This is a genomic window from Streptomyces sp. NPDC048751, from assembly GCF_043198595.1.
Classification (GTDB): domain Bacteria; phylum Actinomycetota; class Actinomycetes; order Streptomycetales; family Streptomycetaceae; genus Streptomyces.
The window spans coordinates 124,880-140,395 of record NZ_JBICUX010000019.1; the positions used below are offsets into that span (position 1 = coordinate 124,880).

The following is a 15,516-nucleotide window of genomic DNA, read 5'->3' on the forward strand; positions in this document are numbered from 1 at the left end:
GGAGAAGGGGGGGATCAGGCGGCCTCGGCCTCGGCGGCGGTGTCGACGCCCAGGCGCTCCAGGAGACCGGCGCGCAGTTCGGCGAACCGGGGGGCGGCGATGTCGCGCGGGCGGTCGAGGTCGATCTCCTGCTCGTGCGCGATGACACCGCCGTCCATCACGAGGACACGGTCGGCGAGCAGGACCGCCTCCTCGACGTCGTGCGTGACCAGCAGTACGGCGCAGCCGCGGCGCTGCCACAACTCGCCCACCAGACGCTGGGCCTTGATGCGGGTCAGCGCGTCGAGCGCGCCGAACGGCTCGTCGAGCAGCAGCAGATCGGGCTCGCGCACCAGAGCGCGGGCCAGGGAGGCGCGCTGGGCCTCGCCGCCGGAGAGGGTCTTGGGCCAGGCGTCGCAGCGGTGGCCGAGGCCGACCTCGGTGAGGGCCTGCTCGGCGACGGAACGCCCCGGCCTGCCCGGCAGACCGAGCACGACGTTGCGCCACACCTTCTTCCACGGCATCAGCCGGGGTGCCTGGAAGGCGACGGCCTTGCGGCGCGGCACCAGCACGGTGCCCTCGATGTCGCGGTCGAGCCCCGCAAGGACGCGCAGCAGCGTCGACTTGCCGCAGCCGCTGCGGCCGAGCAGCGCCACGAACTCGCCCGGGCGGACGTCGAGTCGGAGGTCGTCGATGACGGCACGTCCGTCGAAGGAGCGGGTCAGCCCCTCCACGTGCACGGCCTGCGGCACGCCCACGGCGCCCGCTTCGGGGCTCAACGGCCGGTGAACGTCGGTCGCCATTGCAGCAGCAGCCTTTCGAGGGAGCGGACGATGAAGTCGGCGAGCAGGCCGAGGAAGGCGTAGACGATCAGGCAGACCATGATCACGTCGGTCCGCAGGAAGTCCCGCGCCTGCACCATGAGGAAGCCGATGCCGGAGTCGGCGTTGACCTGCTCGGCGAAGACCAGCGCGAGCCAGGCGATGCCGAGCGAGTAGCGCAGGCCGGTCATGGCGCTCGGCAGCGCGCCCGGCAGGACGACATGCCGTACGAGTCCCCAGCGCGACAGCCCGAGGGACTCCCCGGCCTCGATCAGTTGGGAGTCGACGCCGCGGATGCCGGCGTAGACGTTGAGGTAGAGCGGGAAGGTCACGCCGAGGGTGATGATGGCGACCTTCGGGGCCTCCCCGATACCGAACCAGATGATGAACAGCGGGATGAGGCCCACGAAGGGAACGGTCCGCAGCATCTGTACGGGCGCGTCCACGAGGTCCTCGCCGATCCGGAACAGGCCGGAGACGAGGGCGAGTGTGGTGCCGACGACCGTGCCGAGCAGCAGGCCGACGGCGACGCGCTGGAGCGAGGTGGTCATCGCCTCGGTCAGGGATCCGTCCGAGAGCAGGTCCCGCGCCACCTCGGCGATCCGGCCCGGCGAGGCCAGTACGTCCGGCGTCAACGCACCGGTGCTGCTGAGGAGTTGCCACAGCGCGAGGAGCAGGAGCGGGCCGCTGGTGCGGCGCAGCCAGCGGGGAACACGGGTGCGGCGGGAGGAGCTGGGGACGAGGCGTTCGAGGTCGGGTGAGGACTGGCCGTCGGCCTCGACCTCGGTGGTCTTGGAGGCGGAAATAGGGGAAATGTCGGACCCGGTCGAGTCGGGTGGGGCATGGCTGATGCTCATGGGGGCTCCACAGGGAGGAGAGCGGCCGGAGGGGGGAGGCGCGCCTGTGCGTCGCCGCGTCACGGAGGTGTGGGGCCGGTCCGGACGTGCGGGTGGGGCGGGCGCGGGCGCGCGAAGGGAGGAGAGAGGTGAAGAGGCGTCAGCAGCCGCGGCGACACGCGGCGGAGGTCACCCGCAGCAGGTCGATGTGACCGCGCGTGGTGAGCAGGGCTGAACGCAACATGCCGCCGAACGTAGTCATTCGGCGTGCTCATGGTCAACGGCGTCTCGCAGGATGGACCCCTCGTACCAGGGGGCGAGCGTTCGGTCGGGTGTGCGGTATCGGGTGTGAAACTGGGCGGATGGGTCAGGATGGGGGCATGTCAGATGCCTTCACCACCCGAGTCCTGAACGTCTCCACCGGCTCCTCGGAGAGGATCGTGGACCTCACCCGTGACTGCGAGGCCTTCCTGCGGGAGGCGGCCGCGGGTCGCGACGGACTGCTGAACGTCTTCACGCCGCACGCGACCACCGGCGTGGCGATCATCGAGACGGGCGCCGGCAGCGACGACGACCTCCTCGCCGCCCTGCACACCCTCCTGCCCGCCGACGACCGCTGGCAGCATCGCCACGGCAGCCCCGGCCACGGCCGCGACCACGTCCTCCCGGCCCTCGTCCCACCCCATGCGACCCTGCCGGTCATCGACGGACGCCTGGAGTTGGGCACGTGGCAGTCGGTGTGCCTGGTGGATACGAACAGGGACAATCCGAACCGGACGGTCCGCCTGTCGTTCCTGGGCTGAAGCGGCGCGGAGTCATCCGCTGAGCCATCCGTACAGGCCCACTCGGGGGCCCGAGCTCACTGCTCTCTGTGTCCCGCTAAAATTCTTTCAGATGCACATTCGGCTCGTTCTGGCAATTTGTCCGGCTCATTCCTGTCGGGAATTCCTCGATGCGCGCCCTGTCGAGGAAGGTTCTCCATGAGCCGTTCAGCTCGCACGAACGACCGCACCGGGCACGGGTCCCGCACGCCACAGGGGGAGTTCGCGCCGCCGGTTACCGTCACCCCGGCACTTCCCGCCGCTGTGACATTCGGTGAACTGGACATGCCCGTCGAGTTGCTGGAGATGCTGACCAGCCGCGGCCTGAACAAGCCGTTCCCGATCCAGGCCGCCACCTTGCCGAACTCCCTCGCAGGGCGAGACGTCCTGGGCCGCGGGCGCACCGGATCGGGCAAGACGCTCGCCTTCGGCCTGGCGCTTCTCGTGCGTACGGCCGGGCGGCGTGCCGAGTCGCGGAAGCCGCTGGCCCTGATCCTCGTCCCCACGCGCGAGTTGGCCCAGCAGGTCACCGATGTGCTCGACCCGTACGCCCGGTTGCTGAAGCTGCGGCTGGCCACTGTGGTCGGCGGCCTGTCGATCGGCAGGCAGGCCGGCGCACTGCGTACCGGGGCCGAGGTGGTCGTCGCGACTCCTGGCCGCCTCGCGGATCTCGTCGAGCGCAAGGACTGCCGCCTGGACCGGGTGAACATCACCGTCCTGGACGAGGCCGACCAGATGGCGGACATGGGTTTCATGCCGCAGGTCACCGAACTGCTGGACCAGGTACGTCCCGACGGGCAGCGCATGCTGTTCTCGGCCACTCTGGACCGCAACATCGACCTCCTGGTCCGTCGTTACCTCCATGACCCGGTGGTCCATTCGGTCGATCCGTCGGCGGGGGCGGTCACCACGATGGAGCATCACGTGCTGCAGGTGCACGGCGCCGACAAGTACGCCACCGCCACCGAGATCGCTGCCCGCGAGGGGCGCGTGATCATGTTCCTGGACACCAAGCACGCTGTCGACCAGTTCACCAAGCACCTGCTGAGCAGTGGTGTGAAGGCCGCGTCGCTGCACGGCGGCAAGTCCCAGCCCCAGCGCACCCGCACCCTGGCACAGTTCAAGACCGGTGACGTGACGACGCTGGTGGCCACCAACGTCGCGGCCCGGGGCATCCACGTCGACGATCTCGATCTCGTCGTCAACGTCGATCCGCCCAGCGACCACAAGGACTACCTGCACCGCGGTGGCCGTACCGCCCGCGCCGGCGAGTCCGGCAGTGTCGTGACGCTGGTCCTCCCCGATCAGCGCAAGGACGTGGCCCGTCTCATGGCCGACGCAGGCATCAGGCCGCAGGTCACGCAGGTCCGCTCCGGCGAGGCCGAGCTGAGCCGCATCACCGGCGCCCAGGCTCCCTCGGGTGTCCCCGTCGGCGGCAGCGGACCGGTCGCGGAGCGCCCCAAGCGCGGCGGCGCCCCCTTCCGCGGTCTGGGCACCCGCCCGGGGCGGAGCGGCGGCGGTGAGTCCCGCCGGTCTGCTGAGGCCCGTCAGATCGCCGAGGCCCGCAAGGCCGCCCGGGTCCGTCGTGGCGCATAGGTCGGCAGCGGTGCCCTCGTACCGCCGCGAACCCTGATCGCCCTGTCGGCGGACGGCACGGCGAAGCCGGCGGACGAGCCTCCGGCGCTCTTGCCGAGGCCGGCGTCCGTTGGTCCTCAGCCGCTGCGACCCCGAGAAGTACACGTGTGTCCAGCGAGAGATGCACGCGTGTCCGGCTCGCCTGATCCTCAGCTTCCGGTCTCGTCGCGGCGGCAGTGCAGGAAGAGGTGGGGCTCGGGCCCGGCGCCGGGGTGGTCCGGGGCGAAAATGGTGCTGTGCCGGGACATCACCGTCAGTCCCGCCGCCTCCACCAATCCGGTGACGTCCTCCTCGGCAAAGCTCGTCGCACGGACGGGCCGGCCCATGAAGACCACCTCGACGTCCTCCGCGTCCGCGGGCACGGTGGCCAGCACCAGATGCCCGCCGGGCCGCAGGGCCAGGGCCAGTCGCCGCAGCAGAGCCGACTGCTCCGCCCGGGTCATCTGCAGCAGCGAGAAGAACACGCACACGCCGTCGAACGAGTCCGCCGCGAGCGGGAGCTCCCGGATGTCGGCGCAGCGGAACTCGGCCTCGGGGACCTGACGGGCGGCGAGGTCGACCATGACGGGGGAGACGTCGACGCCCAGCACCGAATGCCCCGCCGCGACGAGCGCGGCCGCGGTGGGCCGCCCGGTGCCGCTGCCCACGTCCAGCGTCCGCGCGGCGGGCGGCAGCCGCTCGATCAGCCACTCCAGCGCGGACAGGTGCGCGGGGGCATGGGCGAACGCCTTCTCGTAGTCGGCGCCCAGCGCGTCGAACAGCACGGCGGCGGGCGGTCGTCGGTCCTCGTGACTCACGTCGTCGTGCCTCACGTCGGTGTCCCTTCGCTCGTCGGCCCGCATCGTCGCACCCTCCGCACGCGTGCCACAACGGCGGCCCGGTGCGCGTCCCGGTGGCCCGCGCGGGGGAGAATGAGGGCCGTACCCAACGGTCGACCTTGTTGAGGAGCGGGAAATGCAGGACGCGCGAGCGGGGCAGGTCGCCGGGCCCGAGGACCTCATCGACGTGGCGCGCCTGGTCACGGCGTACTACGCGCTGCACCCCGACCCGGCCGAACCGGGGCAGCGGGTGGCGTTCGGCACCTCGGGACACCGCGGCTCGTCTCTCGTGGCGGCGTTCAACGAGGACCACATCGCAGCCACCAGCCAGGCCATCTGCGAGTACCGCGCCGCCCAGGGCACCGACGGCCCCCTCTTCCTCGGCGCCGACACCCATGCCCTGTCGGAGCCCGCCAGGATCACGGCGCTCGAGGTCTTCGCGGCGAACGAGGTGACGGTCCTCATCGACCAGGCCGACGGATACACGCCCACCCCGGCCGTCTCGCACGCGATCCTCACCCACAACCGGTCGCGCACCTCCGGTCTCGCCGACGGCGTGGTGGTCACCCCCTCGCACAACCCGCCCGCCGACGGCGGCTTCAAGTACAACCCGCCGAGCGGCGGTCCCGCCGGATCCGAGGCGACCTCGTGGATCCAGGACCGCGCCAACGAGATCATCGCCGGCGGAATGAAGGACGTACGGCGGATCCCCTACAGCCGCGCCCTGACCGCCCCCGGCACCGGCCGCCACGACTTCCTCGGCGCCTATGTGGCCGACCTGCCGAACGTGCTGGACCTGGACGCCATCCGGTCCGCCGGCGTGCGCGTCGGCGCCGATCCGCTGGGTGGTGCCTCGGTGGCCTACTGGGGGCGTATCGCCGAGCAGCACGGGCTCGACCTGACCGTGGTGAACCCGCTCACCGACCCCACCTGGCGCTTCATGACGCTCGACTGGGACGGCAAGATCCGCATGGACTGCTCCTCGCCGTACGCCATGGCCTCGCTCATCGAGCAGCGCGACCGGTTCGACATCGCCACCGGCAACGACGCCGACGCCGACCGGCACGGCATCGTCACGCCGGACGCGGGCCTGATGAACCCCAACCACTATCTGGCCGTCGCCATTTCGTACCTGTTCTCCCACCGGAGGCAGTGGCCCGAGGGGGCCGGCATCGGCAAGACCCTGGTGTCGTCGAGCATGATCGACCGAGTCGCGGCGGACGTCGGCCGCCCGCTGGTCGAAGTCCCCGTCGGCTTCAAGTGGTTCGTGGACGGTCTGTCGGACGGCACGCTCGGCTTCGGCGGGGAGGAGTCGGCGGGCGCGTCCTTCCTGCGCCACGACGGCTCGGTGTGGACCACCGACAAGGACGGCATCATCCTGGCCCTGCTCGCCTCCGAGATCACGGCGGTCACGGGCCAGACCCCGTCGCAGCACTACGCCCTGCTCACCGACCGCTTCGGCGCCCCCGCCTACGCGCGCGTCGACGCCCCGGCCTCCCGCGAGGAGAAGGCCCTGCTCGCCAGGCTGTCCCCGCGCCAGGTCACCGCCGACACCCTAGCCGGAGAGCCGGTCACCACGGTCCTCACCGAGGCGCCCGGCAACGGCGCCGCCCTCGGCGGCATCAAGGTGGCCACCGCGAACGCCTGGTTCGCTGCCCGTCCTTCCGGCACCGAGGACGTCTACAAGATCTACGGGGAGTCGTTCCTCGGCCCGGACCATCTGCGCCAGGTCCAGGAAGAGGCCAGGTCCGTGGTGCTCGGGGCGCTCGGCGCCTGACGCGACATCCGGCCGTACTCACCTCCCGCGCCGGGGCGGCGGGGGAGGTGAGTACGGCCCCACCGGCCGCGGCGTTCTCTCACGGTCCGCGTCGACCGCGCGATCCACTGGTAGGCGAAGCGACCCCCGGTGTTATTCAATGAGGTGTGCGGTCAGGGAGCTCGGGGCCCCGTCGCACGGTTCGAGTACGGCCCCGGCGCCGCGCCGGGGATTGCTGAGAGAGCCGCATGGACTCCACACCCTCTCCCTCGTCCTCGTCGCCCTTCGACCTGGTCAGCAGCGCCTTGGGGCGCTACATCCCGCGCGGCGGAGCGGCAGCGGCCGCCGGTCCTGCCGACGTACAGGGCGACCACACCATCCGCCGACGCGTCCCCGACGACCCGGCAGCCGGTGGTCAGGAACGGATCCTCGGCGTGGTCAACCTGGACAGGGATCTGAGGATCACCCGCTGCAACCTGGACGCCCCCGTGTTCGCGGGCCTGGACGCCGTGGCCGGGAGCCCCTTCGTCGATCTCCTGCCCCACGGGGACGTACCGACGGTCACACGGCGGTTGCGGCAGGTCCTGGAGACCGGTGAGGCGCACGTCGCCCGGATCCAGCGCCTGCAGCGTGGCGACGGGTCGGAGCTGGTGGTCTCCCTGAGCATCCTGCCCGCCGCGGCGCCCGAGGAGGGCCTGACCGTCTCCTTGATCGCCATGGCCAGGAGGCTGCACCTGTACGCCGCCGAGACCGCGATCGGCACCTCGCTGGACATCGGGGAGACCGCGCAGTCACTGGCGGAGTCCCTGCTGGCGTGGGGAGACGTGGGCGCCGTCGACCTCGACTTCGCCGTGTGGACGGGCGAGGGAGTCACCGGGCGGGCACAGGGGCGCATCCGGCTACGGCGGGCGGCCCTGGTGCCGGACCGCGCGTGGCCCGACGGCTACGTGACTCCGGGGGACGATCTCCCCAGCGACGCGAGTCGTCTGCTGGCGCAGGCGGTACGGCGGGACGATGCTCCCCAGACGATCGTCATCCCCGACCGGAAGACGGTCGAGCGGGTACTCGGCAGTCCGCGAGTGGTGCGTGCTCTGGTGCCCGGTGACCGGTCGGTGGGGGTGGCGTGCATACCGCTGGTCCTGCACGGCGCGCCGCCCGTCGTCCTGGGCGTGGCGGAGGTCTGGCGGCGGGCGGACTGCCCCTTCCGCGACAGCGAGTTGCTGGACCTGCAAGAACTGGTGGCCAGGACGGCCCATCACGTCGACCTGGCCCGCCAGCACCAGCGAGAGCACACGCAGGTCCTGGCGTTGCAGCGTCGGCTGCTGCCCCGGACCGGCGGCGACACCGTCGAGGTGGCCAGTGTCTACCAGCCCGCCACCCCCGACAGCGCGGGCGTCGGCGGCGACTGGGTGAACAGCTTTCCCCTGGCGGACGGCCGTACCGCGCTGGTGGTCGGTGACGTCGTCGGGCACGGCCTGGGAGCCGCGGCGACCATGGGCCAGCTGAGCATGGAGGCCCGCGCGCTGCTGTCGGCGGGGCTGGCGCCCGACGAGGTTCTGGAGCACCTGGACGAGACCGTGACGCTGCTGGACGACGCGGAGTCCGGGCTGACGGCCGGCTACAGCGCCCTCGGGTCGACCTGCTGCATCGCCCTCTACGACCCGGTCAGTCACCACGTGACGCTGTCCAGCGCCGGCCACCTGCCCCCGGTCCTGGTGTCGCCGGACGGGCACGCGAGCCCGCTCGCCGTCCGCCCCCACCCCGGTCTCGGCACCGAGTTCGCGCTGCGGGAGCCCTTCGACGTGCACACGTTCGAGGCGCCTCCGGGCACCCTGCTCGCCCTCTACACCGACGGCCTGGTGGAGGATCCGGCCCTGTCGATCGACGAGGGCATCGGCCGACTGGCGGAGACCGTGTCCACGGTGCACCCCTGGGACTCCCTGCAGCAGGCCGCACGGCGCGTTGCATCCGCGCTGGCGCCCGTGCGCCAGCGCGACGACGTGACCCTGCTGCTCGCGCGCATGATCGGCTACCGCAAGGGGGACACCGCGACCTGGCGGCTGCCCGCCCGCGACGACGCACCCGCCCGTGCCCGCGCCCAGGTCTCCGCGTTGCTGCGGCGCTGGCGCACCAGGGACGAGACCCGGGACAACGTGTCGCTGTTGATCAGCGAGCTCGTCACGAACGCGGTGCGCTTCGCCACCGGTCCCGTCACGGTACGGCTGATCAGGACCGGCCACGGCCTGCTGTGCGAGGTGGGTGACACCGGCAACGGCAGGCCACGTCTGAGCCGGGGCGGCCTCCTCGACGACGGCGGTCGTGGCCTGCACATCGTGCACGGGCTCACCACCCGGTGGGGGGTGAGGTGGACGGACACCGGCAAGGTGGTCTGGACGGAAGTCGCGAGGTGACGCGGCTACGAGGCGGTGACGCCGCCGGCCTACGGGAGCGCGGCGAGGGTGCGGGCGGCGTGCGCGTCAGCCGGCGCCACGGACGGTACGGAGGGCGGTCCTCAGCGGTACCGGTGGGGTGACCGGTGCTGCGGACCGCCGGTCGCCTGTACCGTGGCGCGGGCTCCCACTACAACCACTCCCCTTCCAGGGCGGTGGCGGTGAGGCCCGGTGCCGCCGCGTACAGGACGGCGCGACTGCCCGAGTCCTGCCCGGCATCGTGCGCCCGCCGCAGGATGTCGAACACGGCGGCGCCGCCACGGTTGCCGCTGGTGTAGCTGTCCCGGCTGTAGTCCAGCAGTCCCGACGGCCACGTGTCGGGCATCGTCTGCTCCATGTACTCCAGCACCCGGGTCCCGCCGGGGTGCGCCAGCAGCACGTCGGGGTGCCAGGAGCCGGGGTCGTCCTGGTAGCGGACGCGCAGCCACTCCCACATCGCGGTCACCGTCTCCTGCACGGCGCGCGGCCCGCGCCGGTCCATCACGAAGTGGGTGCCGTCCGCCCGCGTCTCCAGGCGGTGCAGGTCCTGGGTGCCGGGCAGGGTGTGGTGCCAGGCGGCGTCCAGCCGCAGCACCGACTCGGGCCGCGGGCGGCCGGTGACCACCGCGGCGACCGCGGTGTCCGCGAACAGCAACCGGACGATCAGGGACTCGAGGGTGTCGTCCGCGGGCTGGTAGGTCGTGCTCAGCGCCTCCGCGATGACGACGAGGACCACCCGGTCGGGGTCCGCGGCCACGAGGTCCGCCGCCAGTGCCAGGGAGCGGGTCCCCGCGACACAGGCCCACTGCGTGGCCGGCAGCAGCGTCACGTCGCCGCGGAGGGAGAGTCTGTTGGCCAGGGAGATGTCCAGACCCGGCAGTGCCGGGGTGGTGGAGTGACTGGTGATCAGGCAGTCGACGTCCGCGGCGTCCAGCCCGGCGATCTGCAGGGCCCCTCGCGCCGCACGCTCCCCGTAGGACTGCACGGCCGCCCAGGCCGGAGCGGTGCGCTCCTGGATGGTCTGCGGCGCGGGTATCGCCTCCAGAGCGGCGATCACCCGTTCCACGTCCTGCTGGGTGAACCCGTCGCGTGCCAGCACCTCTTGGGCCGGTCCGATGCCGACAGCGGGCGGGCCGTCGCCGTTGCCGGGCGCGACGGCGGCCTTCAGCGGCAGCATCCACCCGCGGGTGTCGATGCCCGTACTGGCCGCGATGCCGTCGATCCGCGGCGCCCACGCCGCATGCGGATGCCGGTCACGCACCTCCGCAACGATCTGGCTGGTCTCCACGGCGTGCTCGCCATGTATGACGGCAGGAGGACAGAGGTAAGCGGCCACGATGCGGCACCTTTCCTGGGGGACAAGCAGGGATGTTCGTCTTGAGCATGGGTGCTATACGGATATTTCCGCTGTGATGTGGATGACTTGGACAGCCCTTGGCTGCGTGACGCGGCGCACACCGCTGAACAGGGGCCCTCGGGGCGGTTCCACAGGTCTCGCCTGACGTGCCGTCATCGACTGGGCCGACACGCACTGGTGATCCACCGTCAGGTGGTGAAGGTCACAAACGGGATGCCGGATCGTATGTCGCAGATCACAGCCGACCGTGCTTATGATGCACCCGCTCGAGCTTGTGAACTGCCTCACATGTTGTGCGGTCCATCGGTCAAGGACGACTGGAAGGGAGGCCAGGGGCGTGAACAGCTACGCACCCGTCCTCGTGCTCGGAGCCCCCAGGCGACGTTCGCCCTCTTCCCCGTGCGCGTCCCACCGAACGGTTCGACCAGGCAGAACTTGAAGCGACGAGTGCGGCATCGAGCTCACTTCCGCACCTGTCGGCGGCGACGCCTCCCGATCAAGTGCTGCCTGACGGCGATGCTCTCGGTCGTCTTCGACGGCGAGATCGCCCGTCCGGGCTCACCTTCGGCTCGCTGAAGCTGCCAGGGCTCGTGGAGACGCTGCTCTTTGCGCTCTCCGCCGTCGGTCACGCGTAGGTCTGGCGCGACGGTCTGGAACGGCACCAACGGACTGGAAGGACTGAGGGACCCCCATGGGACTCGAAGAGAAACTGCCGAGCGGATTCCTGCTGACCACCGTCGAACAGGCCTCGGGCTGGGTGCGGAAGGCGTCCGTCTTCCCCGCGACGTTCGGCCTCGCCTGCTGCGCCTTCGAGTTAATGGCGGCCGGCGCGGGCCGGTACGACCTCGCACGGTTCGGCATGGAGGTCTTCCGCGGCTCACCGCGCCAGGCCGACCTGATGATCGTCGCCGGCCGGGTCAGCCAGAAGATGGCGCCCGTCCTGCGGCAGATCTACGACCAGATGCCGAACCCCAAGTGGGTCATCTCCATGGGCGTGTGCGCCTCCTCGGGCGGCATGTTCAACAACTACGCGATCGTCCAGGGCGTCGACCACATCGTTCCTGTCGACATCTACCTACCTGGCTGCCCGCCCCGCCCCGAGATGCTGATGGACGCGATCCTCAAGCTCCATCACAAGATCCAGAACTCGAAGCTCGGGGTCAACGCGGAGGAAGCGGCCCGCGAGGCCGAGGAAGCAGCGCTCAAGGCGCTCCCGACCATCGAGATGAAGGGGCTCCTGCGTTGACCGGCGGCGGCACGGTGCCGACCTGTGCCCCTGCGAACGGCAGCGAACACGCCCCCGACCCACAGGGAGCGCCCGGCGAGAAAGGCGTCCTGGACCTGGTCGTCGACGAACTCGAGCGGGCGCTGAAGGAACAGGGACTCGTCCCGGACCTCGCCCTCGTCAACAAGGTCGTCGACCGCGGCGAACTCACCTTCCACATCGAGCGCGAGCACCTCGTGCGGGTGGCCACGACGCTGCGCGACGACCCCGCGCTGCGCTTCGAGCTGTGCACGGGAGTCATCGGTGTCCACTACCCCGGCGACCGGGGCCGAGAGCTCCACGTCGTGTACCACCTGCGCTCGATCACGCACGGGCGGCAGCTCCGCCTGGAAGTCGCGGCGCCCGACACCGACCCCCGCGTGCCCTCGCTGGTGCAGGTCTATCCGACCACCGACTGGCACGAACGCCAGACCCACGACTGCTTCGGGATCGTGTTCGACGGTCACCGGGCCCTGACCCGGATCACGCCGAACGACCGGCAAGGCTTCTCGCAGCGCAAGGACCACCCCTTGGACGGTGTCGCCGTCGAGCACAAGGGCGCCCGGATCAACCAGCGGAGGTCGTACAGCTGATGACCACCTCACACGTGCACGCCACCCCCGCGTCCAGTGCTCGCGAGACGACCGAGGGCACCGTCTACACGGTCACCGGCGGGGACTGGGACGAGGTCGTCCAGTCCATCGCGCGCGCCGACGACGAGCGCATCGTCGTCAACATGGGCCCCCAGCATCCGTCCACCCACGGAGTGCTCCGGCTGATCCTCGAGATCGACGGCGAGACCGTCACCGAGGCGCGCTGCGGCATCGGCTACCTCCACACCGGCATCGAGAAGAGCATCGAGTACCGCACGTGGACGCAGGGCACCACGTTGGTGACCCGCATGGACTACCTCACGTCGTTCTTCAACGAGACGGCGTACTGCATGGGCGTGGAGAAGCTGCTCGGCATCGAGGACGACATCCCCGACCGGGCCACGATCATCCGAGTGCTCCTGATGGAGCTGAACCGGATGTCGTCGCACCTGGTGTGCATCGCCACCGGCGGTATGGAGCTCGGCGCCACCACGGTGATGATCTACGGCTTCCGCGATCGTGAACTCATCCTCGACGCCTACGAGTTGATCACCGGCCTGCGGATGAACCATGCGTTCATCCGGCCCGGCGGGCTCGCCCAGGACCTGCCGGCCGGGGCCGTCGACCAGCTGCGCGACCTGGTCAGGACGCTCAGGAAGAACCTTCCGGAGTACGACAAGCTCGCCACCGGCAACCCGGTCTTCAAGGGCCGCATGCGCGACGTCGGCTACCTCGACCTCGCCGGCTGCATGGCGCTCGGCGTCACGGGGCCCATCCTGCGCTCCACCGGCCTGCCGCACGATCTTCGCAAGGCCGAACCGTACTGCGGCTACGAGACGTACGACTTCGAGGTGCCGACTGCCGACTCCTGCGACGCCTACGGCCGCTTCCTGATCCGCCTGGAGGAGATGCGGCAGTCGCTGCGGATCGTCGAGCAGTGCCTCGACCGGCTGGAGCCGGGGCCCGTGATGGTCGCGGACAAGAAGATCGCCTGGCCCGCCCAGCTCGCGCTCGGCCCCGATGGTCTGGGCAACTCCCCCGACCACATCAAGGAGATCATGGGCGGCTCCATGGAGGCCCTGATCCACCACTTCAAGCTGGTCACCGAGGGCTTCCGGGTTCCGCCCGGGCAGGCCTACGCCACCGTCGAGTCGCCCAAGGGGGAACTCGGCGCGCACGTCGTCTCCGACGGCGGCACGCGCCCCTACCGGCTCCACTTCCGCGAACCCTCTTTCGCCAACCTGATGGCCCTGGCGGCGATGTGCGAAGGCGGCCAGCTGGCCGACGTCATCGTCGTCGTCGCGTCCATCGACCCCGTTCTGGGAGGCGTCGACCGCTGACGACACCGTAGAAGAATGATGCGGCGGGCGACCCGGTCGACCTGCCCCGGCCGCCCGCCTCGACGTTCCGGTCCGAGTGCGGGCGACTCGGTGTGCGGTTTGCGACAGCACAGCATTCTGCCCTCGAAGGAAAGGGTGTCAGCTCCCCCTAAAGGACAACCCAGCGTCAACCCAACTTCCACAGAGGGCTCTTGACGATCTTTCCGTGATCGGGTGACACTGCTGTTGCGTTTGACGTCCCTTGTTGCGTCAGTGTAAATCTGGAGAGCTTATGTCGTTGGAACAGCCAGCCGTCCCGCGATTAAAGAGCGTCACCGAGATTTCCGAAAACGAGTTGCCCGCCGTTCTGGGCGGGTTCGACCTCAGCGATCAAGATCGATTCGGCGACGGATTCCCGCATGAGGTCTTCGCCCGGCTCCGCCGGGAAGCGCCCATCCTGCTGCACCCGCCCGGCCGCACCCGCGACGGTGAGAACTTCTGGGTGCTCTCCCGCTACGCCGACGTGGTCGAGGCCGCGGCGCATCCGCTGCTGTCCTCCCAGGGCGGCGGTGACCGCGAGGGCGGCGGCACCCACCTCGACGACCTGCCCGCCGGCACCTACTCCGGCGCGATGCTCAACATGACGGACGACCCCCGGCACCGGCTGCTGCGCGAGCTCGTCACACCCTCGGTCACCGGCCCGGTGCTGGACGCGCTGACCCCCACCATCACGGAACGCGCCGAGGCGATCATCTCCGAAGTGGTCGGCCAGGGCTCCTGTGATTTCCAGAACGACGTCGCCGGCAGGTTCTCCGTCGAGGTGGTGGCCGCGCTGATGGGCGTGCCCCGCCAGGACTGGCCGCAGTTCGTCGACTGGACCGAGGTGGTGATGGGCTACGAGGACCGTGAGTCCGGCGAGTCCTCCTCGCGGAGCCAGGCGGCCCTGCTGGCCATGTACCAGTACGGCGTCAAGCTGATCGCCGAGAAGCGGGCCAACCCGGCGCAGGACTTCCTGTCCGTGATCGCCGCCGGTGACCTGCCGGAAGGCCATGGCGAGCCGCCGCTGCGCGAGTACGAGCGCGAGGTGTTCGTCAACCTGCTGTCCCTGGCCGGGAGCGAGCCCACCCGTAACGTGATCGCGGTGGGCCTGCTCGCCCTGGCCGAGCGGCCGGACCAGTGGCAGGCGCTGCGCGCGGACCGGTCCCTGCTGGACAGCGCGATCGAGGAGATGATGCGCTGGTCCACGCCGACGCCGTACAACCGGCGCACGGCCACCGAGGACTTCACGTTCAACGGCGTGCAGATCCGGCGGGGGGACAAGGTGACCCTGTGGTGGTCCTCGGCAAACCGGGACGAGAGCGTGTTCGACGACGCCATGTCCTTCGATGTGCGCCGCGACCCCAACCCCCACGTGGCCTTCGGCTGGGGGCCGCACAGCTGCCTCGCGGTGGACCTGGCCCGCCTCGAACTGCGCACCCTGTTCAGCGTGTTGCTCGACCAGGTCGCCGAGGTGCGGTTGACCGGTCCGGTGCCGTGGGCCAACAACAGCAAGCACACGGTCGCACTGAAGGTGCCCGTGGAGTTCGTCCGGGCCTGAGCACCACTGGCCTGCCGCTCGCGGCCGGCGCCGCGACCCGGACCGCCGCGGCGGTCCGGGGACGGTGGTCACAGGGTGGTGACCCCGTCAGGCCCCAGCGTGCCGTGTGCCGGTGTCCGAGGTCCGTCCGTTGTCGATGATCGGTCTGGAATGTGGCCGGCCTGCCGCCGCCACAGGCCGGGGCGGGGGCGTGCCCGCCGACCGAACGTGCCGAGTGCGAGGAAGCGGCCATTCCGGCCTGCCCGCAGTGTCGCGGTGGCTGTCCGCCCGGAGTGACGTCCGGCATATCTG

13 protein-coding genes are annotated in these 15,516 nt (G+C 70.6%); 8 read left to right on the forward strand and 5 right to left on the reverse strand.

Translation table 11 applies throughout. The features are described from left to right. Window positions 1-14: 14 nt before the first annotated feature. The 3 genes from ACGFNV_RS40740 to ACGFNV_RS40750 form a co-directional block, all read right to left on the reverse strand. Entirely contained in the window at window positions 15-782 is a 768-nt protein-coding gene (locus ACGFNV_RS40740) for an ABC transporter ATP-binding protein (protein ID WP_393629938.1), read from the reverse strand. Then, the gene (locus ACGFNV_RS40745) at window positions 755-1,657 is read right to left on the reverse strand and encodes an ABC transporter permease (protein WP_393629939.1); all 903 of its coding nucleotides are present in this window, start codon (window positions 1,655-1,657) and stop codon (window positions 755-757) included. Before ACGFNV_RS40745 ends, ACGFNV_RS40740 begins: the two co-directional genes overlap by 28 nt. Before the next feature lie 139 nt (window positions 1,658-1,796). Further along, complete coding sequence (locus tag ACGFNV_RS40750; protein ID WP_393629940.1) at window positions 1,797-1,898, reverse strand: putative leader peptide; 102 nt, start codon at window positions 1,896-1,898, stop codon at window positions 1,797-1,799. A gap of 118 nt (window positions 1,899-2,016) precedes the next feature. Here ACGFNV_RS40750 and ACGFNV_RS40755 point away from each other — a divergent pair, with 118 nt between their 5' ends. Both ACGFNV_RS40755 and ACGFNV_RS40760 read left to right on the forward strand, forming a co-directional pair. Further along, window positions 2,017-2,439, forward strand: coding sequence for a secondary thiamine-phosphate synthase enzyme YjbQ (locus ACGFNV_RS40755; protein WP_393629941.1), 423 nt, complete (start codon window positions 2,017-2,019; stop codon window positions 2,437-2,439). A 177-nt stretch (window positions 2,440-2,616) separates the two neighbouring features. Further along, window positions 2,617-4,053, forward strand: coding sequence for a DEAD/DEAH box helicase (locus tag ACGFNV_RS40760; protein ID WP_393629942.1), 1,437 nt, complete (start codon window positions 2,617-2,619; stop codon window positions 4,051-4,053). Window positions 4,054-4,241: 188 nt separating this feature from the next. On the opposite strand, the gene ACGFNV_RS40765 is transcribed toward ACGFNV_RS40760, so the two are convergent. Continuing rightward, the gene (locus ACGFNV_RS40765) at window positions 4,242-4,934 is read right to left on the reverse strand and encodes a class I SAM-dependent methyltransferase (protein WP_393629943.1); all 693 of its coding nucleotides are present in this window, start codon (window positions 4,932-4,934) and stop codon (window positions 4,242-4,244) included. A gap of 112 nt (window positions 4,935-5,046) precedes the next feature. Between ACGFNV_RS40765 and pgm the strand changes: the two genes are divergently transcribed. Further along, window positions 5,047-6,687, forward strand: coding sequence for a phosphoglucomutase (alpha-D-glucose-1,6-bisphosphate-dependent) (gene pgm / locus ACGFNV_RS40770; protein WP_393629944.1), 1,641 nt, complete (start codon window positions 5,047-5,049; stop codon window positions 6,685-6,687). 227 nt (window positions 6,688-6,914) lie between these two features. Continuing rightward, on the forward strand, window positions 6,915-9,077 hold the full coding sequence (locus tag ACGFNV_RS40775) for a SpoIIE family protein phosphatase (protein WP_393629945.1): 2,163 nt from the start codon (window positions 6,915-6,917) through the stop codon (window positions 9,075-9,077). A gap of 169 nt (window positions 9,078-9,246) precedes the next feature. Here the strand turns inward: ACGFNV_RS40775 and ACGFNV_RS40780 are convergent, their stop codons facing one another. Next, entirely contained in the window at window positions 9,247-10,431 is a 1,185-nt protein-coding gene (locus ACGFNV_RS40780; RefSeq protein WP_393629947.1) for a type III polyketide synthase, read from the reverse strand. A gap of 712 nt (window positions 10,432-11,143) precedes the next feature. Between ACGFNV_RS40780 and ACGFNV_RS40785 the strand changes: the two genes are divergently transcribed. The 4 genes from ACGFNV_RS40785 (at window position 11,144) to ACGFNV_RS40800 (ending at window position 15,225) form a co-directional block, all read left to right on the forward strand. Further along, complete coding sequence (locus tag ACGFNV_RS40785; RefSeq protein ID WP_393629949.1) at window positions 11,144-11,698, forward strand: NuoB/complex I 20 kDa subunit family protein; 555 nt, start codon at window positions 11,144-11,146, stop codon at window positions 11,696-11,698. Window positions 11,699-11,712: 14 nt separating this feature from the next. Continuing rightward, entirely contained in the window at window positions 11,713-12,309 is a 597-nt protein-coding gene (locus ACGFNV_RS40790) for an NADH-quinone oxidoreductase subunit C (protein ID WP_393629959.1), read from the forward strand. Beyond that, on the forward strand, window positions 12,309-13,649 hold the full coding sequence (locus tag ACGFNV_RS40795; protein ID WP_393629951.1) for an NADH-quinone oxidoreductase subunit D: 1,341 nt from the start codon (window positions 12,309-12,311) through the stop codon (window positions 13,647-13,649). Before ACGFNV_RS40790 ends, ACGFNV_RS40795 begins: the two co-directional genes overlap by 1 nt. A gap of 334 nt (window positions 13,650-13,983) precedes the next feature. Next, window positions 13,984-15,225: a cytochrome P450 gene (locus tag ACGFNV_RS40800; RefSeq protein WP_393629953.1), complete on the forward strand. Its 1,242-nt coding sequence runs from the start codon at window positions 13,984-13,986 to the stop codon at window positions 15,223-15,225. Window positions 15,226-15,516: the final 291 nt, after the last annotated feature.

Excerpts from the sequence above, each read along its gene's own strand:
- ACGFNV_RS40760 (WP_393629942.1), top strand. The coding sequence starts at position 2,617 with ATGAGCCGTTCAGCTCGCACGAACGACCGCACCGGGCACGGGTCCCGC.
- pgm (WP_393629944.1), top strand. The coding sequence starts at position 5,047 with ATGCAGGACGCGCGAGCGGGGCAGGTCGCCGGGCCCGAGGACCTCATC.
- ACGFNV_RS40740 (WP_393629938.1), bottom strand. The coding sequence starts at position 782 with ATGGCGACCGACGTTCACCGGCCGTTGAGCCCCGAAGCGGGCGCCGTG.
- ACGFNV_RS40745 (WP_393629939.1), bottom strand. The coding sequence starts at position 1,657 with ATGAGCATCAGCCATGCCCCACCCGACTCGACCGGGTCCGACATTTCC.
- ACGFNV_RS40750 (WP_393629940.1), bottom strand. The coding sequence starts at position 1,898 with ATGACTACGTTCGGCGGCATGTTGCGTTCAGCCCTGCTCACCACGCGC.
- ACGFNV_RS40765 (WP_393629943.1), bottom strand. The coding sequence starts at position 4,934 with ATGCGGGCCGACGAGCGAAGGGACACCGACGTGAGGCACGACGACGTG.
- ACGFNV_RS40755 (WP_393629941.1), top strand. The coding sequence starts at position 2,017 with ATGTCAGATGCCTTCACCACCCGAGTCCTGAACGTCTCCACCGGCTCC.
- ACGFNV_RS40785 (WP_393629949.1), top strand. The coding sequence starts at position 11,144 with ATGGGACTCGAAGAGAAACTGCCGAGCGGATTCCTGCTGACCACCGTC.
- ACGFNV_RS40795 (WP_393629951.1), top strand. The coding sequence starts at position 12,309 with ATGACCACCTCACACGTGCACGCCACCCCCGCGTCCAGTGCTCGCGAG.
- ACGFNV_RS40775 (WP_393629945.1), top strand. The coding sequence starts at position 6,915 with ATGGACTCCACACCCTCTCCCTCGTCCTCGTCGCCCTTCGACCTGGTC.